The sequence below is a fragment of the Streptomyces sp. NPDC057010 genome (assembly GCF_042673805.1).
Lineage (GTDB): Bacteria > Actinomycetota > Actinomycetes > Streptomycetales > Streptomycetaceae > Streptomyces.
In genome coordinates this window covers 117940-142288 of sequence record NZ_JBHUSC010000006.1, presented here as the reverse complement: position 1 = coordinate 142288, position 24349 = coordinate 117940, and the positions used below count along the sequence as shown (strand labels likewise).

Below are 24349 nucleotides of genomic sequence, written 5' to 3'. Positions count from 1 at the left end.
GGTCTTCGAGGCGCCGCCCACCCGGTCCTCAATGCCCCGTGACGGGCTGGGCGGGCAGCGTGAAGACGTGCTCAGGGGTGACGATCTTCGTGATGGCCTCGCCGAACACCGTGCTCGGCTCGTTCCCCCGGTAGCCGATGTCCGTGTTGAGCAGGAGGACCAGCGTGGCCTGCGTCTGGGGCATGTACACGACCAGCGCCCCGTAGCCGGGCAGTGAGCCGTTGTGCCCGATCCAGCCCTGGACGTTGAAGATGCCGAGGCCGTACCCGGCGCCCGGCAGCGCCGGGACCACCTTCAGCCGCTGGGCCTGGGTGGCGGGGGTGAGCAGGGTTCCCGTGGCCAGGGTCTTCGCCCAGGACTTGAGGTCGGCGAGGTCCGAGATCATCGCTCCGGCCGCCCAGCCCCAGGAGGGGTTCCAGTCGGTGGAGACCTCGGTCTTCCCGGAGGCCGTCTGGTCCGTGTAGCCCTGGGCGTGCGGACGGGGGAACTCCGCGCCGGTGGGGAACAGCGTGTGCTTCAGCCCGGCCGCCTTGACGACCTCCGTGTTGACGTAGTCGGCGAGCTTGGCGCCGCTCACCTTCTCCACCACGAGGCCGAGCAGGATCAGGTTGGTGTTGCAGTACGAGAACTCCGCGCCCGGCGCGAACAGCACCGGGTGGCGGAAGGCGAAGGCGAGCAGTTCCCGCGGGGTGAAGGGCCGTCGCGGATCGGCGGTCAGCGCCTTGTAGAACCCTTCGTCCTCCGAGTAGTTGAACAGGCCGCTGCGCATCTCCGCCAGCTGGCGCAGGGTGATCCGGTCGCCGTTGGGGACCCCGGCCACGTACTTCCCGATCGGGTCGTCCAGCCCGACCTTCTTCTCGTCCACCAGCTGGAGCAGGGCGGTCACGGTGAAGGTCTTGGTCACGCTGCCGATCCGCATGTTCATGTCGGTGGCCATCCGCGCGCCCGTCGCCTTGTCGGCGACCCCGAAGGCGCGCACGTACTCGCCCTTGCCCGGCGCCGACAGGGACACCACGACCCCCGGCACCTTGGTCTCGGCCAGCACCTTCTTGACGGCCTGGTCCAGCTGCGCGGCCACGGCCGGGGTCAGCTGCGGGAACTCCTCGGACCCGGGCGTCGGGTCGGCGGCCGCCACCACGGGGGCGGGTCCCGCCGCGTCCCACGCGTACCCGGCTCCGACGCCCATGGGAACCACCACGAGCCCCACCGCGGCCGCCCCAACGGCGGCCTTCCGCCAGCGCGTCGTCATGCCCGGCCTCCTGCCACCCCAAGCCAAGCCCCCGTCCGTCCCTCCAACGTATCCCCCTCCCCCGCCCCCAGCGACCCGGGGACCGGGGCCGCGAGGGGGCGCGCGGGGCGGTTCAGGGGCGGCGGCTCGGGAGGAGCGCCGCGGGGAGCACGGCCAGGGCGAGGAGGGCCGCCGCGGCCCCGTAGGCGAGGCGGAAGCCGGCCGGGTCCGCGCCGGCCGCGCCGAGGAGTACGGAGATCAGCGCCGTCCCCACCGAGGCCCAGACCTGGGCGTTGATGCTCAGCGCCGTGCTCGCCGCCGCCATCCGGTCGCTCGGCAGGCCCCGGCTCGCCGTCGTCATCGTCGGCATCAGGACCATGCCCGCGCCGATCCCCATCACCATCGCCGAGCCGACGACCCGCCAGGCCGCCACGTCCGCCACCCCGACGTTGAACGCCGACAGCGCCATGCCGAACGCGCCCACCGCGATCCCGGCCGGGACCAGCCGTCGCGGCGCCACCCGGTCGACGCGCCGCGCCGCGATCTGCATCGCGGTGCCGACCGCGAGGCCCACCGGGGCGCCCAGCAGCCCCGCCGCCTTCGCGCTCATCCCCTGCACCTGCTGCCAGTACATCGGCCCGAGCAGCATCGACCCGAAGTAGCCGCAGGTGAACAGCGCGAGCGTGCCGATCCCGGCGGCGAAGGTACGGTCGCCCAACAGCCGCAGGTCCAGCAGTGGTTCGCGGGCCGTCAGCGCCCGCCACACGAACCCGGCCACGAGGACGGCACCGGCCACCGTGGGTGCGAGCGCCCCGGGCGCGGCGAAGTCGCCGCCCTCGCCGCCGCGCGCCAGCCCGAACAGGAGCAGCGCCAGCCCCGGCGAGAGCATCAGCAGGCCCGGCACGTCCAGGCGGGGAGCCGGGGCCCCCGTTCCCCGGGGCGCGTCGGGCCGCAGCAGCTTCGCGGCGAGCCCCAGGGCCAGCGCCCCCATGGGCAGGTTGACCAGGAAGATCCACCGCCAGGACGCGGTGTCGACCAGCCAGCCCCCCAGCGCCGGCCCGATCACCGGCCCGATGATGATCGGCAGCCCGCTCAGCGCCATGGCCCGCCCGAGCCGCTCCCGGTCCGCGGCGCGCATCACCATCGTCATGCCGACCGGCATGAGCAGTCCGCCGCCGAGCCCCTGCACCGCGCGGAAGGCGATCAGGGTGCCCGCGTCCCATGCCGCCGCCGCGAGCAGCGATCCGAGGGTGAACAGGACGAGGGCGGTCAGGTAGGTCCGCTTGGCTCCGATCCGCGCCATCGCCCACGCCGCGGTGGGAATGACGGCGGCGAGCGCGAGCGTGTAGGCGGTGGCGGCCCACTGGATCGTCTCCAGCGGTGCCTGGAACGCCTCCGAGAGGCGGCGCAATGCGACGTTGACGATCGTCATGTCGAGCACCGACATCACGGAGCCGATGATCACGACGGCGATGGTCCGGTTGAACACCGAAGACTCGGACGCGGACCCGGAAGCGGGTGCGGATGCAGGTGCGGTCGCGGTACCGGCCGGCGCCCCTGCCGCCGTCCCGGCCACCGCCCCGCCCGCCGTGCTCGATGCCATGTCCCCCGACCCCCCTCAGCCCTCGTACGGCTGGATCGTGCGGGCCGTCCGCAGCGCCCGCCCCCACCAGAGCAGCTGGCCGAGCATCTGCTTGGCCGCGCTCTCGGTCACGGCGGTGTCGCGCGGCACCCCGTCCTCCCCGAGCCCCGACCACGGCCCGTGGAGGCTGACCGCGTCGCGCATCGTCATGGCGTGCATCTCGGCGAAGACCAGCCGCAGTTGCTCGACGGCACGCAGGCCGCCGCCGAGCCCGCCGTACGAGACGAACCCGACGGGCTTGGCGCGCCACTGCACGTAGTGCCAGTCGATGAGGTTCTTCAGGGCGGCCGGGAAGCTGTGGTTGTACTCGGGGGTGACGATCACGAAGGCGTCGGCCTCGGCCAGCCGCGGCGTGACGTCGGCCAGCGCGGCGGCCGCCTCCGGGCTCGGCGTACCGCCCCAACCCGGCATGACCAGCGGGAGGTGGACCTCCGCGAGGTCGATGACGTCCAGCTCCAGCCCGCCCTGCCCCTCGGCGGCGGTGAGGAACCAGTCGGTGACGGCCCGCCCGGCGCGGCCCTCGCGGACACTGCCGACGACGACGGCGACGCGCAGCGGCGCGTCCCCAACGGTGGTGGCGGAAGCGGCGGACACGGCTTCGGCAGCAGACATGGCGATCCCCTCGTCGAGCGGGTCGGCCACCCGGTGCGGCCGCCCTCCGGTAAAGTACAACGTGCGTTGTAAAAATTACAACGGCCGTTGTACTTAAATCGAGGAGGCGGACGTGAACGGCACCAACGAGGCCTGGATGGACGAGGCGCGGCGCAAGGTCCCGCCCCGCAAGCTGGAGAAGCAGATCGCCGTGGTCCGCGCGTGCTGCGGGGTCTTCGGCCGGGAGGGGTACGCACGCGCCTCGGTCGACTCGCTCGCCGCGGCGGCCGGCGTCTCGACGCGCACCCTCTACAACCACTTCCCGGGCGGCAAGGCGGACCTCTTCCGCACCGTCGTCACCTGGACCTCGAACGACGTGAAGGACGCCCAGATCTCCCGGCTCCGGACCCTCCTGCCTCCGGAACGCCCGCCCCAGCCGGAGGACTTGGAGCGCGACCTCGTCGCGCTGGCCCGCGCGTTCGTCGACCTCATGGCCGACTACCGGGACCACTTCGCACTCGTCCGCCACATCCACGCCGAGGCCGACCACGTACCGGCGGAGGTCCTGGAGGCCTGGAAGAGCGCCGGCCCCGAGCCGGTCGGCCGCGCCCTGGCCGACACGATGGCGGGCCTCGCCGAGGCCGGCCTGATCGACACCCACGGCGATCCGGCCCTGGCGGGCGCCCACTTCACGGCGCTGACCTCGCACTCGATCGTGCAGCTCTCCCACTACGGTGTCCTGCCCCTGCCGCAGGAGCGGACCGAGCGTTTGATCACGGGCGGCGTCGCGGCCTTCCTGCGCGCCTACCGGGCTCCGGCCGATGCCCCGCGTCAGTGACCCGACCCGCCCGGCGGTCGGGGCTTCTGCCAGCGACAACTACACCGCGTGACAGGGGATTCCACCAATTGGATCTTCCCTTTCCGGTGTGCCGCCCGGATGCTAGCTTGCCCCACGCGTTCACACGGAGAGCGTCGCTCGGGACCGGCGGCTGCGGCGCCCCGTGGCCGGAGGGGAGACACCAGTGGGTCGTGAGGCGGCTGCTCAGCAGCTCCGTGCTGCCACACCTGAGATCATCGAGGCGTACCGGGCGGCGCTCGGGCGGCTCGGCAGCCCCCTGGTGTCCCGCGAGGACATCTGGCGGCAGTGCCGTCATCAGGCGGAGAACATCGTGGCCGAGTGCGCGCAGGCGCTCGACACCGGCAAGCACGTGGAGTCCCCGGGCGTCGGGGAGTACTCGCGGCTGCTCGGGGCCCACCGCGTCGTCCAGCAGGTTCCCGTGTCCGAGTCCGTACGGGCGGCGGAGGTGCTCTGGCAGGCCATGCAGCCCTCGGTCGCGAAGGCCGTCGAGTGGGTGGAGGCCCCCGAGCGGCACGCCACGGCGCAGATGGTGAGCGTCGCCTTCCGGGCCGCTGCCGGAAGCCGTCTCTACCAGGGGATCCGCGGCTACGAGGAGGCCCAGCGGCCCCCCGTACCGGAGGTGCAGGAGCGGGATCCCGGGGCGCCTTCGGACACCGCGGACGCGCAGGCCCTCGACCTGCTGACGCTGCGGGAGCGGCAGATCCTCGAGGCGGTGCGCTCCGGGCTGACGAACCGTCTGATAGGCCGCCGGTTCGAGATCAGCGAGGCGACCGTCAAGCGGCACCTGCACAACGCCTACCGCAAGCTCGGGGCCAGCTCCCGGGTGCAGGCCCTCAACAAGGCGTTTCCCGGACAGGATTGACCTCGGACGTCCAGAGGGGCGGTGCTGCCTGACCGGCCCCTGCCCTACCCGGCGACGAGCGCGGCCAGCAGGACCAGGTTCGCGGCGTACTGCGTGACCATGAACGCCCGGTAGGCGCCCCGCCGTTGCTCCCGGTCGGCGCTCTCGCGCCGGGCGTCGCGCACCACCTGGGCGACGACCCACACCGCGCCGGCCGCCACCGGCACCGTCCCCACGAGAGCGAGCGGGGCCCACAGGGCAGCCGCCGCCGTCCCGGCCGCGCCGACCAGCACGGCACCGGCCACGGCCAGGGCCCGCGCCGCCGCCACCCCGCGGACGACCGCCACCGTACGGCGCCCGCCGGCCGCGTCGCCGCCCGCGTCGCCCAGGTCCTTGACCAGGGAGCCGACCAGCGCCATCCAGGCCGACATCACGAAGCCGAACACCACACCCGTCGCGGTCCATCCGGACCCGGCCGCCTCGACCCCGGCGGCGTACGAGCTGACGCCCATGCCGAACACCACGACCGCGCAGGCCACGCTCGAATCCTTCGCCCGCACCGGAGCGCAGGAGTACGCCCAGCCGAGCAGCAGGAAACCCACCACCCACCGGAGGACCCCGCCCCCCGCCAGCCCGCCGAACACCAGGGCGGCGGCGGCCAGCAGGAGCGTGACGGCCTTCGCTGTGTGGACCGGGAGGTCCCCCCGGGCGATCGGTCGCCGGGATCCGTTCGCCCGGTCCTCGCGAACGTCCGTCACGCCGTTGAGCAGGTAGGCGCAGGACACCGCGCACCACCAGGAGGCCAGACCGAGCACGGTCCGCCCCGGCGCCTGCGGCAGCTGTACGGCTACCACCGTCCCCACCGCGAAGCGCAGCAGGAACACCAGCTGGACCGACGGACGCGCCTCTGCCCAGCACAGACGCGCCGTGGTCACGGCGGTACGCCATCGGAGATCCAGAGCACGAGCCGGAACGGGGGCGCTCAGGTAGCCAGCGGAATTGATCACGTTCGCAGCCTAGAAATGGGCTCGGGCGCATCGCCATACAACCATCGGCGTACACGGTGTACACCCCCCTGAGCCCTTGGTGGCAATGCGTTGTGATGGCCGGAATTCGTGGTTCAGGATGGGTGAGGCCGCGGCCCGGTGAAACCAATCCGGACGCCACGGTGGGGATATGAACGGCACCCCGTACCGGAGTCTTTGATTCCGCGAGTTTTCACGAACCGCGGCACGGCCCCGAACGGAATCGCCGGCCCTCTCGGCCCCCTCATTCGAAACGGCAGGGACCCGTAGAAATGGATGCTCAGGTGGAAAGGTCGCAGCAGACCACGACGCTGATCTCCCAGACGCACGTCCTCGAAGGCGGAGTGGGATGGCACCGTGCCGCCGTCGAAGAGGTCGCCTCACGTCTCACCGATCCGGACTTCCCGTGCGTCTTCTCCCGGAACGCGTTCCGGAAGCAGCTCCTGAAGTTCGTCTTCGTGGAGGACGCCGGCAGCGACGGCATGCGGCACCTGGCGGAGGCCCTCACCGAGTACGTCGAGCTGTCCAGGGCCTGGGACGGCCAGCTGGACACCGCGTATCCGCTGGTCGTGATGTTCTCGGCGGAGGCCGTGACCGCGGGCTCGGTCGAGGGGTACCACTCCTTCGGCTGGCAGGTGCTGCAGGAACTGCACCGCCTCGATCCCGCGCCCTGGCCGGAGGACGTGGCCCAGGACCCGGGTTCCGCATCCTGGTCCATGTGCTTCAACGGAATGCCGTTGTTCTGCAACATGAGCAACCCCGCGCACCGCAATCGCCGCAGCAGGAACCTCGGCACGTATTTCGCCCTGGTCGTCAATCCGCGGGAGCGCTTCGACGTGTTCGCCGGTGATACGCCGAGCGGCCGGAAGGTCCGCGCGAACATCCGCAGGCGCATACACGGCTACGACGGAATCCAGCATTCCCCGCAGCTGGGCTCTTACGGCGCCGGAGCACTCGAATGGCTCCAGTACGGGCTCATCGACGAGAACGCGGAGCGAAGCGGCGTCTGCCCTTTCCAGCACCAGACGGCTGTTGAAACGAACAGGAGTTTCTGAACAATGATCGAGCTCATCGTGTCCCAGGGACGGGTGGCCGACCGGGAAGCCCGGATGATCGAGGGCGCCGCCCGCATCGCGCGGGCCCTGGAGCTCCGCTACGGACTCACCGGCCGCTTCATCGGCGAGCCCGCGCCGCCCGCCGACGACGACTGGACCGTCAGCCTCCCGCAGGCGGCGCAGACGCTGGCCGGGCTGCGCGAGGCCGTCACCGAGAGCATCGGGAACGGCCGGCGGACGGTCATGATCTCCAACACCTGCTCGGCGAGCCTCGCCACCCTGCCCGTCGTGGCCCGGGAGCACCCGGACGCCGTGGTCCTCTACATCGACGGCCACGGCGACTTCAACACGCCCGAGACGACCGGCACCGGATACCTGGGCGGGATGGTCCTCTCCGGTGCGTGCGGGCTCTGGGACAGCGGCCACGGCGCCGGCCTGCGCCCCGGGCAGGCGATCCTGGTCGGCTCGCGCGACATCGACGAGGCCGAGGCCGAACTGATCGCGAAGCACGGCGTCCGCGTCATCCCCCCGTCGGAGACGACGGCCGAGAACATCCTGGCCGCCATCGGCGACTCCCCGGTGTGGGTGCACATCGACTGGGACGTGATGGAACCGGGCCATGTACCGGCCGACTACACGGTGCCGGACGGCCTGCTCCCCGAGCAGATCCGGGCGATCTTCGACGCGATCCCGCCCGCGCAGCTGCGCGGCGTCGAACTGGCCGAGTTCAACGCCCCGTTGGACGACGAGCTGAGTGAGCAGGCGGTCGAAACGATCCTCGCCATGGTCGCCCCCGCCTTCGAGAGCACCCCGGCCGCCGCCTAGTCCGGCCGGCGGCCGGCCCCGAGAACGCACACGGCGGGCTCGCGGCCTGGCCGCCGAACCCTCCGGCGACTGCCCCTGCCGGGGACCGGGCGGCATCCGCCCCGAGAACGCACACGGCGGGCGCGGCCGACCCGGACCCTCCGGCGGCCGGCCCCCGCCGGGACCGGCCGCGACCGGGTTCCCCGAGCCGCCCGAGCACCCGAGCCCCCGAGCCCCCCCCCCCCGATCCCCCTCGATCCCCGCAGCCGGCGCCGCCGGCACCGCCCTGCCAAGGAGTACTCCCCCATGCCCCTCTACGACAGCATCCTCGACACCATCGGCCGCACCCCGATCGTCAGGCTCAACCGCCTCGCCCCCGCGCACACCTCGGTCTACGTGAAGGTGGAGTCGTTCAACCCCGGCGGCTCGGTCAAGGACCGCCTCGCCCTCTCCGTCGTCCTCGACGCCGAGGCGAAGGGGCTGCTGAAGCCGGGCGACACCATCGTCGAGTGCACCTCCGGAAACGTCGGGATCGCCCTGGCGATGGTGGCCGCCGCCCGCGGCTACCGGTTCGTGGCGGTGATGGGCGACACCTACTCGGCGGAACGGCGCAAGCTGATCCGCGCGTACGGCGGCAAGGTGCTCCTCTTCCCGGGCCACCTCGGCAGCAGCGGCGGCAACCGGATCGCGGACGAACTCGCCGAGAGGCACGGCTGGTTCCGGGCCAACCAGTTCGACAACCCGGCCAACCCCGCCTACCACCGCGAGACCACCGCCTCGGAGATCCTCGGCGACTTCGCCGGCAAGCGGCTCGACTACTTCGTCACCGGCTTCGGCACCAGCGGCACCCTCACCGGCGTCGGCCAGATGCTGAAGGCCGCCCGCCCCGCGGTGCAGATCATCGCCGCGGAGCCGGACAACGCCGCCGTCCTCGCCGGCCAGGAGTGGAACGTCCACCGGATCCAGGGCTGGGCACCGAACTTCGTACCGGGCGTGATGGACCGGAGCGTCATCGACGAACTGGTGACCATCGACGAGGTGGAGGGACGCGACACCGCCCGCCGGCTCGCCGCCGAGGAAGGCATCTTCACCGGCATCTCGGCCGGCGCCACCCTGGCGACCGCCCTGCGCGTCGCCGAGACCGCACCGGCGGGCTCCGTACTCCTCGCCATGCTCCCGGACACCGGCGAGCGCTACCTCTCCACGTTCCTCATGGAGGGCATGGTCGAGGGCTCGGACGACGAATGGCTCGCCTCCCTGGAGACCGGGGACGGCGCGGCCTGACCCGGCAGACGGCGCCCTCGCCTCGCGGCACACCCACACCTGGCAGGAACCAGACACATGAGGGAATTCATCCCCCCCGCGGCCCGTTTCATCGACCTCCCCGCAGCATTCGCCATGCGCCGCGGCGGAACGCTGACCGGCGCGCGCATCGCGTACGAGACCGTCGGACGGCTGTCCCCGGAACGCGACAACGCGGTCCTGATCCTCACCGGTCTCTCGCCCGACGCTCATGCGGCCTCCCACCCTGCGGACACCGCGCCCGGCTGGTGGGAGGCGATGGTGGGCCCCGGCAAGCCCGTCGACACCGATCGCTGGTACGTGATCTGCCTGAACTCGCTCGGCAGTTGCAAGGGATCGACCGGCCCCGCCTCGGTCGACCCCGGCACCGGCGAGCCCTACGGCCCCGGCTTCCCGGAGCTGTCGATGGAGGACATCGCCGACGCCGCCGCCCACACGGTGCGCGCCCTGGGCGTCGACCGGCTGGCATGCGTGATCGGCACCTCCATGGGCGGCATGAGCTCGCTGTCCCTGCTGGCGCGCCATCCCGGCCTGACCCGCGGCCACATCAACATCTGCGGCGCGGCGGGCGCCCTGCCGTTCTCGATAGCCATCCGCTCCCTGCAGCGTGAGGCGATCCGGTGCGACCCGCAGTGGAACCAGGGCCGCTACGACGACGAGAACTACCCGCAGCGCGGCATGTTCACCGCGCGCAAGCTCGGCATGATGACCTACCGGTCGGCCCAGGAGTGGGACAGCCGGTTCGGCCGTGCGCGGATCGCGCCGCAGGACCGTACGGACGACGACCCCTTCGGCCACGAATTCCAGGTGGAGAACTATCTGGAACGGCACGCCCGCCGCTTCGCGCACCGCTTCGACCCCAACAGCTACCTCTGCCTCAGCCGCTGCATGGACCGGTTCGACCTCGGCGAGTCCTGCGGTGGCACCACCGACGAGGCCCTCTCCCGCATCCGGCTGGAGAAGGCGCTGGTCATCGGGGTGGAAACCGACCTCCTCTTCCCGCTGCGCCAGCAGCAGCAGATCGCCGACGGCCTCGCCGCCGGCGGCACGGACGTCGAATTCCTGGCGATGGACTCGCCCGAGGGACACGACGCCTTCCTGATCGACACCGCCCGCTTCGGCACACCCGTGGCCAAGTTCCTGACCACGCTCTAGCCGGACCGCGGCCGCAGTCCCCCCTCCCCCCTCACTTGGAGCACCGCAATGCCCGACCCCTCCTCCCCCCTCGCCCTCGTCACCGGCGCCAACCGCGGCATCGGCCTCGAGACCGCGCGCCAGCTCGCCTCCGCCGGCATCCGGGTGCTCCTCGCGGGCCGCGACCGCGAAGCCGTCAACGGGGCCGCGGACGAGCTGCGCGCCGACGGCCTCGCCGCCGACCCCCTCGTACTCGACGTCACGGACCCGGAGAGCATCCGGGCCGCGGCCGCGGAGGTCGACGGCAGCCACGGCCGCCTCGACATCCTGGTCAACAACGCCGCCATCCGCATCGAGGAGTACGGCAAGCAGCCCTCCGAGCAGCCGATGCGGCAGTGGCGCGAGACCTTCGACACGAACCTGTTCGGCGTCGTGGAGGTGACCACGGCCTTCCTCCCGCTGCTCGCCCGGTCCACGGCCGGACGCATCGTCAACGTGTCCAGCCTGCTCGGCTCGCTGACCACGCACAGCGACCCGGACTCCTACGCGTACAGCCCCATGTTCAAGTCCCTCCCGGCCTACAGCGCGTCCAAGAGCGCGGTCAACTCCTGGACCGTCCACCTGGCCTACGAACTGCGCGACACCCCGGTCAAGGTCAACGCCGTGCACCCGGGCTACACGAAGACCGGGATGAACGACGGCGCCGGCGATCTGGACGTCACCGACGGAGCCAGGACGAGCGTCGCCATGGCCCTGCTCGACGCCGACGGCCCGACCGGCACCTACACCCACAGCGGCGAAACCGTCCCCTGGTAGCCGCCCCCGAACGGCAGTCCTTCCCCCCTGCCGTCCTTCCCGTATTGGAGTCACCCGATGGGCAGCCATCTGGCTTTGGTCACCGACGAGACCAGCCTTGCCATTGATTACGACATGCCGTTGCTGCTCGAAGCCTGCCAGGCGGTCGGCATCAGAGCCGAGATCTGTTCCTGGCGAGATCCCGACATCGAATGGGATCGCTTCGACGCGGTCCTCCTGCGTTCGCCCTGGAGCTACGTCGAGAGCCTCCAGGAGTTCCTGGAATGGTGCGAGTACGTCACTGACGTGACGTACCTGTTCAACCCGCTCCCGGTGGTGCGCTGGAACCTCGACAAGCACTACCTGGCCGATCTGGCCGAAGCCGGCGTACCGGTCGTACCGAGCGGCTTCGTGGCCCCCGGCACGGACCCGGAGGCCGCCGTACGCTCCTTCCTCGCCCGGCACGAGGGGGCGCGGGAGATCGTCGTCAAGCCGACCATCGGCGCCTACTCCAAGGACGTGCAGCGCTTCGCCCGGTCGTCGCAGACCGAGGCCGCGGCCTACGTCGCCAAGCTGCTCGACCAGGACTCCCACGTCATCCTGCAGCCCTACATGGACTCGATCGACCAGTACGGCGAGACCGACCTCATCCTCTTCGGCGGCGTCTACAGCCACGCCATCCGCAAGCGGGCGCTGCTCCTGCCGGACGGCAGGGTGGACGAGCCGACGCAGGAGGCCCGTACGGCGCGGGAGGCCGCCGAGGACGAACGCGCCGTCGCCGAGGCCGCGCTGGACGCCGCGGCCGCACACCTGGAACTGGAAGAACCCCTCCTCTACAGCCGCGTCGACCTCATCCGCGGCCCCGACGGACAGCCCCTGGTGCTCGAACTCGAGCTCGGCGAACCGTCACTCAGCATGCCGTTCTCGGAAACCTCCGCCATGCGATTCGCGCAGGTAATCTCCGCCCGGCTCGAAGAAATCTCCCGGAAGCGAAAGAACGGACAGTCATGACCGTGCAACAGGGTTCCCTCGCCCCCCTCACCACCACACCGGCGGTCTCCGGCGGCACCCTCTACGCCGCGCTCGGAGTGGTCAGCTTCTCCTTCAGCTTCCCCGGAACGGTGTGGGCGCTCGACGGGTTCGGGCCGTGGAGCGCCATCGGGGTGCGCGGCGTCCTGGCGGCCGTCATCGCGGTCGTCGCGCTCCTGATCACCCGGGCGCCGCTTCCGGCACGCAAGGACTGGCCCGCGCTCGCGGTCGTCGCGGGCGGCTGCGCCGTCGGCTTCCCGCTGCTCACGACGCTCGCCCTGCAGACCTCGTCCACCGCGAACTCGGCGGTCGTGATCGGTGCGCTGCCGATGGCCACGGCGGTGTTCTCCGCGGTCCTCACCCGGCGCAGCCCGTCGAAGGTCTTCTGGGCCGCGGCCGGCGTCGGAGCGGCGACCGTCCTCGTGTTCACGCTGTCGCAGAACCACGGCCGCCCGACGGTCGCGGACCTCTTCCTCTTCGGCGCCCTGCTGGTCTGCGCGGCGGGCTACGCCTTCGGCGGCCGGCTCTCCGCGGCGGGCATGCCGGGCTGGCGCGTCATCGCCTGGGGCGTCGTCCTCGCCGCCCCGGTCAACCTCGCCGTCACCCTGTGGGCCCTCCCGCACGAGCCCGTGCACCTCACCGCGAAGGCCCTCCTCGGCATGGCCTACATCGCCGGCATATCGCAGTTCGGCGGATTCGTGGTCTGGTACAAGGGCATGGGCCTGATCGGCGTGGCCCGGGCGAGCCAGCTCCAGCTGGCGCAGCCGCTGCTGACGCTGGTGTGGGCGGTCCTCCTGCTCGGCGAACAGATCACCGCGGCCGTCCCCCTCACCGCCGCCATCGTGCTCACCTGCATCGTGGTAACCCAGCGAGCCCGAACCTCCTGACCCACACCCCCGGGGCGGTGGAGGACACCGGCGAGCGCGACCGATGCCCTCCCCCGCCCCGTGACAAAAACCAACGCTTGGTCAGGCCACGCCTTCTGCGGCAACGGCGGTCAAGCGGATCGAGTGAATGACGGCCACCATGACGTCCACGTCGCCTTCGGGGAAGATCGCCTCCGGGCCGGTCGGTGCAAATGCCGTGAACGGCGATTCGTACAGCGCGTCGACGTCGATCGTGCCGTTGCAAGCCACATGGTCGATCAGTTCGTTGACGAAGCGGAGCTGGTTCGCAGTGAACGACTTGCCCTGCTGGAACGCATCGAAGGCCAGGGCCGCTGCCTCCCTCTCCAGGCCGGTCAGAGACCGCAGGAACAACCCCAGGCCGCCGTTGGCGTCCTTGACGTAGGTGATGTCCTCCGCGGTGCCGATGCCCGCCTCGACGAAGATCGCCTCCAGCTCGGCCAGGTCCAGGGCCGTGATCTGCCTGTTGCGACGGATCTTCTGTATCGCGAGGTGGTCCTGGTGCGTGTTGAGGTAGATACGGATCTTCTGCTCGAAGCGGGTGAGGTCGGTACCGATCTCCATCCCCTTGAGCGAGGCAGCGGTCAGTTCGCCCAGCTCGTCCTCGAAGTCGGTGTAAACGACGCCGCGCTTCGTCTTCTCGATCAGTCGGACAAGCCCGCGCAGGCGCCGTCTCATGGACTCCAGCAAGGGCAGGGTCACGTCCTGCCACCACTCGTCGCCTGCGACTTCGTCCAGCAGGATCTGCTGGGCCTTGATCACCGGGATCGTCAGCTGGTCGAGCAGGGCGGAAGCGATCTCCTGGACTTGATCGCGAAGACGGGTGAAGCCCGGATCTGCGTTCACCACGGCGAGCTGGAGTCGGAGCGCGAGCAGATCGAACCGCTTGGCCTCCTCGCCGGTGTCGTCCTTGTCGCGGAACGCAGTCGGAAGGCCGGCCAGATGATCAACCGCCTGACCGTGTGCGTCGGGCGTGAACGCAAGCCAGGCATCGAAGTCGGCGAAGGCTTCGACCTGCTCGCGGTGCGGGCGGACCAGGAAGTTGTCCGGGTTCATCGCCGTGACCTCTTCGTGCAGTCGATTGGCCAGGTCCCAGCGCAGGCCGTACTCACTGACCGTGCCGTCCGACTCGGGGCGCGTTGCAGCCCCGGCTGCTCGCTCCTCGCCGGAGTCTGCGGGCTCGCCGAGGGCGAGGAGCAGGTCAGCGCGGCGCTCGAAGATCCGCTGGCTCAGCGACGGGGCGACCTTTCCCTCGGCGCGCATCAGGTTCTGGTTGAAGAACTCGATGTTCTGGCAGAGGTCGAAGACGAGGAAGCCGTCCTTGCTCCGGTTGGGACCGAAAAGGTCCGGGGCGAGCCGGGTGCCTCGGCCGATCATCTGCCAGAACTTGGTCTTGGACCGCACCAACTTGAAGAAGACGAGGTTGACGACTTCCGGAACGTCGATGCCGGTGTCCAGCATGTCCACGGAGATGGCGATCTGGGGAAGCCTTGCCGTATCGGAGAAGTCGTCGATCAGGCTCTGGGCGTACTCCTTGCGGTAGGTGATGACCTGCGCGAAGGCACCCTTGAGGTGCGGGTAGTTCTTGTCGAACCGCTCGGCGATGAACTCCGCGTGGTGGTTGTTGGCCGCGAAGATGATGGTCTTGCCTAGCTTGTCCCCGCCGTCGACCTTCAGGCCGTGCGTCATGAGGGTCTGCAGGACCTTGTCGACGGTGTCGGCGTTGAAGAGGTACTTGTTCAGCTCCTCCGTGGTGATCTCGTCAGGGATCTCACCATCTTCGTTCCACTCCGTCTCGTCCCACTTCTCTTTGTCTTCGTCGGACAAGTCGTCGTACTTGATGCCGCCGCGCTGGAACTTCAGCGGGACGTCGACAGCACGTGGTGCCACCAGGTAGCCCTCGGACACGGCCTCGTCCAGGCTGTAGACGTCAGTCGGCACGCCGTCCTCAAGCTCGAAGCGCCGGTAGGTGTTCCGGTCGACCTCGTCCTTGGGAGTCGCTGTCAGGCCGACGAGCAGCGCGTCGAAGTAGTCGAAGATCGCCCCATACCGCTGATAGATCGATCGGTGTGCCTCGTCGACGACGATCAGATCGAAGAACCCAGGGCCGAAGAGCCGGCGGCCTTCAGTATCGGTCTGGTCAATCAGGTTCATCATCGTCGGGTAGGTGGAGACGAACACACGCGCGTTCGGGTCCTTCTCCTCCAGCAGGTTGACCACGGGAGCGCCCGGAAGGTGCTTCTTGAACTCGTTGGTCGCCTGCTTGACCAGGGCCGTACGGTCGGCGAGGAAGAGGATGCGCTTGGCCCAGTTGGCACGCATCATCAAGTCGCTGAGCGCGATCACGGTGCGGGTCTTGCCGGAACCGGTCGCCATGACGAGCAGCGCGTGGCGCAGCGAGTCCTTCTCGAACGAGTCGGCGATCCGTCTGATTGCGCGGGACTGGTAGTGGCGGCCGGCGATCTGCTCGTTGATCGGCAGCTTGGCGAGGCTCCGACGGCTGGCCCGGCGCTGGATCAGGAGCCGCAACTCGTCCTTGGTGTAGAAGCCCTGGACCTCGCGGGGCGGGTAGTCGAGGTCGTCGAAGAGGTAGGTGCGGTACCCGTTGGTGTAGAAAATGACCGGGCGCTGGTTGAACTGCTCTCCCAGGGCTTTGGCGTAGAGCGTCGCTTGGAACTTGCCCTGCTTCGGATCGCGGGTGGTCCGCTTGGCCTCGACGACAGCCAGAGGCTTACCGTCGTCGTCCCACAGGACGTAGTCGACCTTGCCATTACCCGAGGGCGATGCCGAGGCGGGCAAGCCGGTGACCGGATATTCCCGGTCCTTCGGCTGATCCAGTGCCCAGCCGGCCTCCTTGAGAAGGAGGTCGATGATCAGGGTACGGGTCTCGGCCTCGTTGTAGTCGTGAGTGTCCGGCTGCGCCCCGTTCGCGGCCTTGGCTGCCTTGATCTCCGCGCGCAGCCGGGCGATCTCGGCGTCAAGGTCCTCGTTCTTCTTCCGCACGGCGGCCAGCGCGGCGTCCTGCTCGGCGTACTTCTCGGCCTGCGCCTTCAGCTCGGCCTGCTTGGCGATCCGAACCTCGGACGGAACCGGTCGAGGTATGAGCACCGTGTCGAAGGCGAGGGTGGCGGACGGCAGTTGGGTCTGGTCCCGGGTGTAGGTGCGAACCATCCAGTACAGGACGTGGAAGAGTTCGGCGACCGTGCGTACCGCGTCCTTCGAGGCCACGGGGTTCTTGCGGTGCACAGCGATGTTGCCCTGCCGACGGATCACGTCCATCTTCGCCCGGATCGCGGGGCCGGCCACCTTCACCAGCGTCGGCTCGGCGATCAACGCAGCCAGATCATCGTGGTACGGCGGCTTGAGACTGTCATCCGCCTCGTACAGCCACGTCACTGCAAGCTCCAGCACCCGGCGCGCGTAGAACGCAGACGCCCGGGGGTCCGCGTACGCCAGGCGCTCGGCGTGCACCGCCTCACGGTGGAGCTCAGGCCACTCTGCCTGGAGAAACCCGAAGTTGCTCACATCGACAACCCTTTCGCGTCGAGCCCGTTGGGCTACAGCCCACCCTGAAAGGCGCAATATTGGAGAGAGGCGAAGAGCGATTCCAGCCCTGCAAGATGCCTGACCTGCGCCTGCCGTAGGCGATCTAGCTCCGCAATTCTCCGGGCAAATTCATCCTGGAGCTCCGGAGGAGGAATAGAGATACGCAACTCGCGCAGCCTGGCGAGCGTAATCTCCCGGAACGTCGCCCCCTTAACCTGCCTTGCGATCCACTCCTGAGACCACCTGGAGCGAAGGTAGTAGAGCAAATAGGAGTGGTCAGTGGAATCACCAGGGGAGATTCTGGCCGTTCCCTGGGTAAGGTTCGCGCCAGAGATTTCCGAAGTCACCGCCGCTGTGGTTCCCACAGTTGCGCGGATACTCATGACGATATCTCCGACATCGACCCGAGACCGCGAGAATTTCGCGGCGATGGCTGGATCGGTTCGTCGGAGCTGATCAGCTGCAATCTCGCCGTTCTTGATGTCTCCCGTGCGGATGTACGGAACCCCACCGGGATATTCATCGCCGGCTTGCACGATCCCGTAGGTCACGATCGTCCCGGTCCTCACCGCATCCGCAAGGGGCAACACCTTCCACCGTTCCGACCGGATCCCCTCATCGAACATATCCGCGAAGATGGAATGTGCGAGGTCATCGAGGAGGCCGAGGGTCTTTCGGCGCTTGACGCACATCGCGTCGGCCCGATCCAGCACCTGAGCGATACGCTGCTGCTCAGGAAGCGCAAGGACCGGAAATGACATCTCCCCGATGTCCTTCCGGTTCACCTGCTTGAATGTCGCCCCTTTGCCTTTGGCCGCCAGGATGGGCGCACTATAGGTGAGCCAATGCCACAGAAAACGCGAATCGACGTCAGAATTCGGCCTCAGTGCCGCAACACCGCGCCCCAGGCAGTATTCGCCATCCGAAAGAACTTTGTCACCAATTGAAGCGCGGATCCCCAGGATGATGTCGCCCGGTCCGGACAGCTTGGAAGCCTCGGTCGTGTGCTTCTTTGGCGCCGGCCGGCCTTCGCGAAAGTCTCCGGCCCCGGCAATCAACGGCCATCCGTTGCCGGAATTATTGTACGCGTCACCTTTCGGCGCCTGCCCCATGATGAGCGTGCACGCCTCGTCGAGTCGGCGGATCGAGCTCATGCCAGCAGCCCTTTCAGCGCGCTCATCCCCTGCTGGATCTCCGCCTCAATACCTGCCAGCTCGTCCATGAGCTCACGCGGTGCACGGTGCACGACCTCCGCGTGGACGACCCGCTTGTACCGGTTGAAGCTCAGATCGTAGTCCTGATCGGAAATCTCAGCCTTGGGCACACAGAAACTCTGCTCGGTCCTTGCCCGCTCCTGCTCACTGCCGTTCCGGCGTCGCCAGCGGGACAACACATCGGGCAGGTTGTTCTTGGCGTGCTCATCCTCGTTCAGGGCGCCGTCCCCGACGAGCGGCCCTAGTTTGTCCGTGGAGAGGAGGGGTGTGCGCTTGTCGTCGAGGCTCCAGCCATCTGCCGCGACCTCGTAGAACCAAACGTGGTCCGTGCCACCGCTGTTGGTCTTGGTGAAGAACAGGATGGACGTCGACACTCCTGCGTACGGCTTGAACACGCCACTCGGCAGTTTGACCACCGCGTCCAGCTTGTGGCCCTCGACCAGCAGCTTCCGCAGCTCCCTGTGCACCTTGCTGGAGCCGAACAGCACCCCGTCCGGGACGATGACTGCAGCCCTGCCGCCGGGCTTGAGCAGACGCAGGAAGAGCGCGAGAAACAGAAGTTCGGTCTTCTTCGTCTTGACGACCTTCTGCAGGTCGGCTGCCGTCGCGTCGTGGTCGAGGCTGCCGGCGAAGGGCGGGTTGGCAAGGATGAGCGAGTACCGGTCGGCTTCGCCCGCCGCGCTTTGAGCCAGCGAGTCCCGGTAGCGGATGTCGGGGTTCTCGACCGAGTGCAGCAGCATGTTCATGCTGCCGATGCGGAGCATGGTGTTGTCGAAGTCGAACCCGTGAAACATGCTCGCGTTGAAGTGCTGCCTCTGAGCCGGCTCGAACAGCGCCTCACGGTGCGTGCGCTCGACGTACTCGGCGGAGGCGACCAGGAAGCCGGCCGTACCGCACGCCGGGTCGCAGATCTCATCACCGGGCTGAGGGGCCATCATCTCCACCATGAGCTGGATGATGTGCCGGGGCGTACGGAACTGGCCGTTCTGCCCGGCCGTGGCGATCTTGCTGAGCATGTACTCGTAGAGATCGCCCTTGGTGTCCCTGTCTCCCATGTCGATGCCGTTGATCATGTCGACGGCTTTGGTGAGCAGATTCGACGTGGTGATCGTGAAGCGCGCGTCCTTCATGTGGTGCGCGTAGGTGGACTGCTCACCGCCCAGCGCGCGCAGCCAGGGGAAGACGCCGTCGCGAACCCGGGCGAGCATGTTCTCAGGGGACTCGTTGATGAACACCGACCAGCGCAGGACCTGGGCGTCGTCCGCGTAGATCGGATTGTCGACCGGCCGCCCGGTGCGATTGGCCCTGTTCTCCTTGGCCTGCTCCAGGATGTCGAGGCGCCGGATGAACATCAGGTTGGTGATCTGCTCGATGACCTCGAGTGGATTGGAGATGCCACCGGACCAGAAGGCATCCCACAGTCGGTCGATCTTGCTCTTCAGCTCACCAGTCATCACGCAGAGCAGGCTAGCGGAGCCCACTGTCAGCCAGGACGCGAAGATCGTTTCCCCTGCCCCGAAGCCCCGAGCAACAGAAAACCCCAGGTCACGTCATGAGTGACGTGACCTGGGGTTTCTCTGAGCCGCCTTCGGGATTCGAACCCGAGACCTACGCATTACGAGCGCTAGATGAGTCCTGTCGGATAGTTCCACGGGGTGCCGCCGTATAGCGATAACCGCAGGTCAAGCCGTGCGGCGGTGCCTTCCCGTGCCGACTCATGACAACCGGTACAGAGCAGTTCGGGCACGCAATGGGCACGCATTGGGCACGCAACGGGCACTCAGAAAACGGCCCTTGACCTGCATAAACGTCGCTTGCTCGAACTACACGCTACACCGGCCCACCGACACGCAGAAGGGGCCGCACGGTTCGCACCGTGCGGCCCATTTGTCATGCGGCCCGGGGGGCGTCCCCCTCGGCACCCGGTGCGCCCGGCCCGGGTTCGCGGAGATCATTGAGCACCTGTTCGAGAGCCTGGGCACCGGCCGCCGTGATGTGCTGCTCGTCAAGGGCGACGTACACCCGCCCCCCTCGCGTCGTGGCGACGGCCCATACGCCGCTGTCGAGTGGTGCTCGGATTACAGAGATCATTACCGCCCCCCGCGGTCGCGCCCTGCGTGGACGCTCCCCATTTACGCCTATCCGTTGGTTCTGTCTGTCCTTCGCTGTGTGCCTGCAACGCCCCTCGGCGGGCGCCTAGTTCCAGGAGCTGTCGGCCGGCGCGGGCGTCGATGCCGCGGGCGTCGGCTCGACCGGCAGCGGGACGAAGTTCCATGAGCTGTCTGCGCGGACGGCGCCGGGGGCCTCGACCTCGATCGCAGTGAGTCCGACGAGTACGGCACCGATCGCCAGTGCCGCGACCACACTTGCCCGAAGGCGCTTCATGATCATTTGTTGGGTTCCCCTCCCGTATGTTGGATATGCCACGTAGATACACCAGCGACATAGATTCCACTACGGGATACGCTGCACGATTCCGGGGGGTTCGAACAACCGTTTCCCCTGGTCAAAGGTAGGAAGTTCCAAGATCCGAACCGTAGGGGGACGTGTGTCGGGGGCGCCGCTGTTGTCTGAGGCCGAGCTGTGTGCCTACGGCCTGATCGCCGACGGGAAGCCGATCGCGGACACCGACAAAGGGGCGGCCGGGCGGCTGCTCGGGGCGGGGCTGATCGTCCCCGACGCGTTCCAGCCGAGTGGGTACGCCGCCGTCGACATCGACGAGATAGAGGGCCGCCTGCGGACCTCGGTACAGCAGCAACTCGAAGGAGCGGCGCGGCTGCTCGCCGAGATCCCCGAGTTCGTCGAGAAACTGCGGGCATGCGGTCGCCCCCGCACTCGCGGCGTGGGTACCGGGTCGGTATGGATTGAGGGCAAGGATGCTGTGAACGCGGCGATCGCGGTTGCGGTCGACGGCGCGCGGCACGAGATGCTCACCGCGCAGCCCGGCCCCCGGCCTCGAAAGGTCATCGACCTGTCGACGGATCGCGACCGCGACGCGGTAGACAGGGGCGTCGCGATGCGGACGCTCTACAGCACGAGCACCCGCTCGAATCCCGGGGCGGTCGAGCGCGTCTCGCTGCTCACCGCTCACGGTGCGCAGTTTCGGACCTTGACCCGTCCGTTCATGCGACTGGTGCTGATCGACCGCGAGTTCGCGATCGTTGAGGACCACGCCGACGGCCGGCCGAGCTTCGACGGCGCGTACGTCGTCCGGGACCGGGCCGCGTGTGGTTTCTTCGCCGCCCAGTTTGAGCAAGAGTGGCAGCTCGCGCTCGACTGGCACACGCAGGAGCCGCCGCAGCGATCGGCCATCACGACCGCTCTACAGCGCACGATCCTGCGCGAGCTGTGTGACGGGCGCGATCAGCAGCAGATCGCCAAGCACCTCGGATACAGCTCGAAAACGATCAGCAACGCCCTGTCGGAGCTGCGTGCACGGCTGGACGTGGCCACGGTGTATCAGCTCATCGCGTGGTGGATGGGCCCCGAGGGTGCGTGCGAGCGGGCGATCGAGCAGGACTAGCTGGCCCGCTGCGCCGCTTGGTCGATCTTCTCCAACAGCTTGCGAACGAGCGGCATCTCTTCCGCGGTCAGGTCGAGACCCGGCACGTGGGCAACGACCGTCCGCTCACCCGACGACTCGGCGATGAGCGGCGCGCGCTCAGCCCCCGAGGTGCTCGTCGTCATGCCGATGTACTGCGCTGCGGCAGCTATCTGGACTTCCCGAAGAGACTGAGGCACCACAACAGCGACCGCTCGCACGAGCGCGGGCGACACCTTCACCGGGTTGCCCTTCTCGATGTTCCAAACGGTTGTGTGTGAAGGGCTGTAGCCCGTTGCAGGGTCGACCGCTGCCTCGGCGAAATCCCGGAACGACCACTTTCGCTCCGCGCGCGCCTCGCGTACGAGGTCGGCAAAGGGTGTGCCGAGCTCGGGCTCGGGCGCGTGTATGTCGGCGTCGGGCACGGCCCCGGCACCCCCGTTCCTTGTCAGCAAACGTGAACGTCGAGGGCCATCTAATCAGCCAGCACCCGAAACACCCAGTCTCGAATCTCGTTGACGTGCACTTTTGGTCGACCTAGGGTCGTCAGTGTTCATGAACGTTTACAGCCTACCTGCCGGTTTTGCCGTGCCGTAACCAAGGCTGTTCACGTCTGTTGACACAGGGGGTTGATCATGAGTTCAGTGGAGTACCTCGGGCCGCCGCCCGCGCAGCGCAACACCAAGCACCGCCGCATCGCGAACGAGCTGCGGACACACCCGCAGGTGTGGGGAGTTGTCCGCAAGCCGGCAAGTCTGGACAGCGCCGCCTCGGCCGCCCGCGCGATCCGCGATGCACGTCTGCCCGCTTACGCGCCGGCTGGCTCATTTGAAGCGGTCGCCCGCACGGTGACCGAGGGCGGCACGACCGAGTACCGCGTCTACGCCCGGTACATCGGCGCCGCTGAATCTGCGGCGTGATCTGCGATCACTGGGACGGTGCCGCCGGCGACTATTGCCGCGCGATAGGTACCCGCCGCTACGTCGTCGGCAACCGCTGCCCCGCCCACACGCCCGCCGCACTCGCCGGTCGGCCCGAACCTCCGGGCTCGCCGATCCCCGTAAGGAGACGAACCGTTGAGCCTCGCCGCGACGGATTGGGTTTGGTCCCAGTCCGACAGTCGAGGCGCCGCTCGTCTGGTGCTGCTCGCGATCGCTGATCGGGCAGGCGCCGACGGCGTCGCCTACGCCGGTACCGCCTCGCTCATCCGCCGCACCCGTGCCGCGCGCTCCACCGTCCGGGACGCCGTCGACTCCCTGCTCGCCTCGGGCGAGCTCGGCATCGTCGAGGGCGAGCTCGGCCCCGGCGGAGAAACGGTTTACCGCCTCCCCCTGCTCGACGAGAGGGGGACCGGTGACCGGCCCGGGCCGGTCACCGACCCGGGCCGAACATCGGCCCCCGGGGGACCGGTCAGCGGCCCCGGGGAGGGCCGGACACCGGCCCCCGGGGGGCCTGCTACCGGCCCCCAGAACAAAAGAAGCTCTCTACAAGACGAACAGCAGCAGCCGCGCGCGACGAACACCGCGGCTGCGCTGGTTCCCGAACTGCGTCCGCTCGACGCCGCTCTCGTCGCCGCCTCGATCGCCGTCCGGTGGTCGCTCGGCCTTGGCGAGCAGCGTGACGTCTACCGGCTCGTACAGGCGCACGGCGTCGAGGCCCTTGTCGACCTCGCCGCCCGCCGCACCACCCCGGGCGAGGCACCGAAGAGTGCCCGCTACTGGCTCAAGGTCTGGAGCGACCTCGACCGGTCGGCGTCGAACACGCCACCTCGGGTGTCCGCCTCGACCGCGAACTACGCCGACAACCTCGCCGCCGGCCTCGCCCTGCTCACCCAAAAGGAGAGCCGCCCATGACGCCCGAACAGATCGCCGCCCTGCTCGCGTTCGCCGGAACGCTCGACAGCCGAGTGCGCCGCGCCCTCGCCGACCCGCAGCAGTCCGCCCGCACCATCTCGGAGTGGACCGCCGCCGTCGCCGAGGTGCCGGCGACCATGCCCGAAACCGGATGGGACGCCGCCCGCGCCGCCCGCCGCTACTACGAGCAGCAGGGCGGGAACAAGAGCTCGCAGTTCCGGGCGATCGAGCCGCACGACCTGCTCGCCGCGTGGGGGCCGCACCGTGCCGAGCTCATGAACCGCCACACCGACCCGGTGCCGTCCGCCGATCCGGACAACCCGCAGGCATGGCGTGAGGAACTGCTCGGCACCCGGGCCGCCGTCGCCCGTGGCCACGCCGCGCCGGCGCAGTACCGGGCCGAGATCAACGCAGCAGGGCAGAAACGTCTCGCCGCGCTAATGTCCGGAGTCGGCGCCGGCCCGCGCCGGTACATGCCCGCTCATGTTGCGGCCGAGCTGCGGCAGTTCAGGCCGGCCCGGGCCCACCGCGAGCAGCTCGTCGCCAAGGGTCTGCCCGACCCGCTCGGCGTCCAGTGCCCGCACTGCCTCGCCGCCGTCGACGAGCAATGCCGGAGCAGCTTCCGCAACCGCGGGAAGGGCCGGCGCCCGCTCACCGGCGTTCACCCCTCGCGCGTCGAAGCGCTGATCGCCGAGCTCAGCAACGGAGAGACCGACGCCGAGCAGGTGCGCCTCGCCCGGATCATGTGCCAGCCGCCGGCCCCGCGCCGCGACGGCCGCGCCCGCCACACCAGCGGCGGGGGCGAGGCCCGGTGATCCCCGCCGCCGCCCGCGCCGTGATCGCTGCGCACCTGACCGACGAGCTCAACGTGCACCCGCACCTCGCCTCGCTCGTGGTCGCCAGCCTGACCGACCGCCTCGCTCGCGAGGGATGGCACGTCACAGACGACGTACGTCTGCGGCACGTCGGTATTCACCAACGCCAT

Annotated in this window: 22 protein-coding genes; 13 read left to right on the top strand and 9 right to left on the bottom strand. The window is 69.1% G+C overall.

What is annotated here, in order from left to right; all coding sequences use genetic code 11:
- Positions 1–28: 28 nt before the first annotated feature.
- The 3 genes from ACFTXQ_RS09780 to ACFTXQ_RS09770 all read right to left on the bottom strand — a co-directional run bounded on the left by ACFTXQ_RS09780 (position 29) and on the right by ACFTXQ_RS09770 (position 3482).
- Positions 29–1249, bottom strand: a complete 1221-nt coding sequence (locus ACFTXQ_RS09780; protein WP_382637765.1) for a serine hydrolase domain-containing protein — start codon at positions 1247–1249, stop codon at positions 29–31.
- Between the two features lie 112 nt (positions 1250–1361).
- Entirely contained in the window at positions 1362–2831 is a 1470-nt protein-coding gene (locus ACFTXQ_RS09775) for a DHA2 family efflux MFS transporter permease subunit (protein ID WP_382637762.1), read from the bottom strand.
- Between the two features lie 15 nt (positions 2832–2846).
- Entirely contained in the window at positions 2847–3482 is a 636-nt protein-coding gene (locus ACFTXQ_RS09770) for an NADPH-dependent FMN reductase (protein WP_382637759.1), read from the bottom strand.
- Positions 3483–3594: 112 nt separating this feature from the next.
- Here ACFTXQ_RS09770 and ACFTXQ_RS09765 point away from each other — a divergent pair, with 112 nt between their 5' ends.
- Both ACFTXQ_RS09765 and ACFTXQ_RS09760 read left to right on the top strand, forming a co-directional pair.
- Positions 3595–4299: a TetR/AcrR family transcriptional regulator gene (locus tag ACFTXQ_RS09765; RefSeq protein WP_382637756.1), complete on the top strand. Its 705-nt coding sequence runs from the start codon at positions 3595–3597 to the stop codon at positions 4297–4299.
- A 184-nt stretch (positions 4300–4483) separates the two neighbouring features.
- On the top strand, positions 4484–5182 hold the full coding sequence (locus tag ACFTXQ_RS09760) for a LuxR C-terminal-related transcriptional regulator (RefSeq protein WP_382637753.1): 699 nt from the start codon (positions 4484–4486) through the stop codon (positions 5180–5182).
- A gap of 44 nt (positions 5183–5226) precedes the next feature.
- On the opposite strand, the gene ACFTXQ_RS09755 is transcribed toward ACFTXQ_RS09760, so the two are convergent.
- A complete protein-coding gene (locus ACFTXQ_RS09755) occupies positions 5227–6096 on the bottom strand; it encodes a UbiA family prenyltransferase (RefSeq protein WP_382637750.1) in 870 nt (289 codons plus the stop codon).
- Positions 6097–6470: 374 nt separating this feature from the next.
- Between ACFTXQ_RS09755 and ACFTXQ_RS09750 the strand changes: the two genes are divergently transcribed.
- The 7 genes from ACFTXQ_RS09750 to ACFTXQ_RS09720 all read left to right on the top strand — a co-directional run bounded on the left by ACFTXQ_RS09750 (position 6471) and on the right by ACFTXQ_RS09720 (position 13192).
- Positions 6471–7241, top strand: coding sequence for a YqcI/YcgG family protein (locus tag ACFTXQ_RS09750; protein WP_382637747.1), 771 nt, complete (start codon positions 6471–6473; stop codon positions 7239–7241).
- A gap of 3 nt (positions 7242–7244) precedes the next feature.
- A complete protein-coding gene (locus ACFTXQ_RS09745) occupies positions 7245–8066 on the top strand; it encodes an arginase family protein (protein WP_382637744.1) in 822 nt (273 codons plus the stop codon).
- 285 nt (positions 8067–8351) lie between these two features.
- Positions 8352–9329: a cysteine synthase A gene (gene cysK / locus ACFTXQ_RS09740; RefSeq protein ID WP_382637741.1), complete on the top strand. Its 978-nt coding sequence runs from the start codon at positions 8352–8354 to the stop codon at positions 9327–9329.
- A gap of 57 nt (positions 9330–9386) precedes the next feature.
- Complete coding sequence (locus tag ACFTXQ_RS09735) at positions 9387–10502, top strand: homoserine O-acetyltransferase (RefSeq protein ID WP_382637738.1); 1116 nt, start codon at positions 9387–9389, stop codon at positions 10500–10502.
- Between the two features lie 48 nt (positions 10503–10550).
- Entirely contained in the window at positions 10551–11297 is a 747-nt protein-coding gene (locus ACFTXQ_RS09730) for an SDR family oxidoreductase (RefSeq protein ID WP_382637735.1), read from the top strand.
- Between the two features lie 57 nt (positions 11298–11354).
- The gene (locus ACFTXQ_RS09725; RefSeq protein ID WP_382637732.1) at positions 11355–12287 is read left to right on the top strand and encodes a RimK family alpha-L-glutamate ligase; all 933 of its coding nucleotides are present in this window, start codon (positions 11355–11357) and stop codon (positions 12285–12287) included.
- Positions 12284–13192 (top strand): DMT family transporter, encoded by a 909-nt coding sequence (locus ACFTXQ_RS09720; RefSeq protein WP_382637730.1) that lies wholly within the window; start codon positions 12284–12286, stop codon positions 13190–13192. Before ACFTXQ_RS09725 ends, ACFTXQ_RS09720 begins: the two co-directional genes overlap by 4 nt.
- Before the next feature lie 81 nt (positions 13193–13273).
- On the opposite strand, the gene ACFTXQ_RS09715 is transcribed toward ACFTXQ_RS09720, so the two are convergent.
- From ACFTXQ_RS09715 to ACFTXQ_RS09700, 4 genes are all read right to left on the bottom strand, one after another.
- A complete protein-coding gene (locus ACFTXQ_RS09715; RefSeq protein WP_382637727.1) occupies positions 13274–16735 on the bottom strand; it encodes a DEAD/DEAH box helicase family protein in 3462 nt (1153 codons plus the stop codon).
- Positions 16736–16767: 32 nt separating this feature from the next.
- Positions 16768–17910: a restriction endonuclease subunit S gene (locus ACFTXQ_RS09710; RefSeq protein WP_382637724.1), complete on the bottom strand. Its 1143-nt coding sequence runs from the start codon at positions 17908–17910 to the stop codon at positions 16768–16770.
- On the bottom strand, positions 17907–19424 hold the full coding sequence (locus tag ACFTXQ_RS09705; RefSeq protein WP_382637952.1) for an N-6 DNA methylase: 1518 nt from the start codon (positions 19422–19424) through the stop codon (positions 17907–17909). The genes ACFTXQ_RS09710 and ACFTXQ_RS09705 overlap by 4 nt, the downstream gene beginning before the upstream one ends.
- A 742-nt stretch (positions 19425–20166) precedes the next feature.
- Positions 20167–20361: a hypothetical protein gene (locus ACFTXQ_RS09700; RefSeq protein WP_382637721.1), complete on the bottom strand. Its 195-nt coding sequence runs from the start codon at positions 20359–20361 to the stop codon at positions 20167–20169.
- A gap of 175 nt (positions 20362–20536) precedes the next feature.
- Here ACFTXQ_RS09700 and ACFTXQ_RS09695 point away from each other — a divergent pair, with 175 nt between their 5' ends.
- Positions 20537–21493, top strand: a complete 957-nt coding sequence (locus ACFTXQ_RS09695; RefSeq protein WP_382637719.1) for a LuxR C-terminal-related transcriptional regulator — start codon at positions 20537–20539, stop codon at positions 21491–21493.
- On the opposite strand, the gene ACFTXQ_RS09690 is transcribed toward ACFTXQ_RS09695, so the two are convergent.
- Complete coding sequence (locus ACFTXQ_RS09690; RefSeq protein ID WP_382637716.1) at positions 21490–21936, bottom strand: hypothetical protein; 447 nt, start codon at positions 21934–21936, stop codon at positions 21490–21492. The two genes, ACFTXQ_RS09695 and ACFTXQ_RS09690, sit on opposite strands and share 4 nt — an antisense overlap.
- A 210-nt stretch (positions 21937–22146) precedes the next feature.
- On the opposite strand from ACFTXQ_RS09690, the gene ACFTXQ_RS09685 reads away from it, so the two are divergent.
- From ACFTXQ_RS09685 to ACFTXQ_RS09675, 3 genes are all read left to right on the top strand, one after another.
- Entirely contained in the window at positions 22147–22431 is a 285-nt protein-coding gene (locus tag ACFTXQ_RS09685; protein WP_382637713.1) for a hypothetical protein, read from the top strand.
- 219 nt (positions 22432–22650) lie between these two features.
- Positions 22651–23364, top strand: coding sequence for a hypothetical protein (locus ACFTXQ_RS09680; RefSeq protein ID WP_382637711.1), 714 nt, complete (start codon positions 22651–22653; stop codon positions 23362–23364).
- Positions 23361–24179 (top strand): hypothetical protein, encoded by an 819-nt coding sequence (locus ACFTXQ_RS09675; protein WP_382637708.1) that lies wholly within the window; start codon positions 23361–23363, stop codon positions 24177–24179. Before ACFTXQ_RS09680 ends, ACFTXQ_RS09675 begins: the two co-directional genes overlap by 4 nt.
- The last annotated feature ends 170 nt before the right edge of the window (positions 24180–24349 follow it).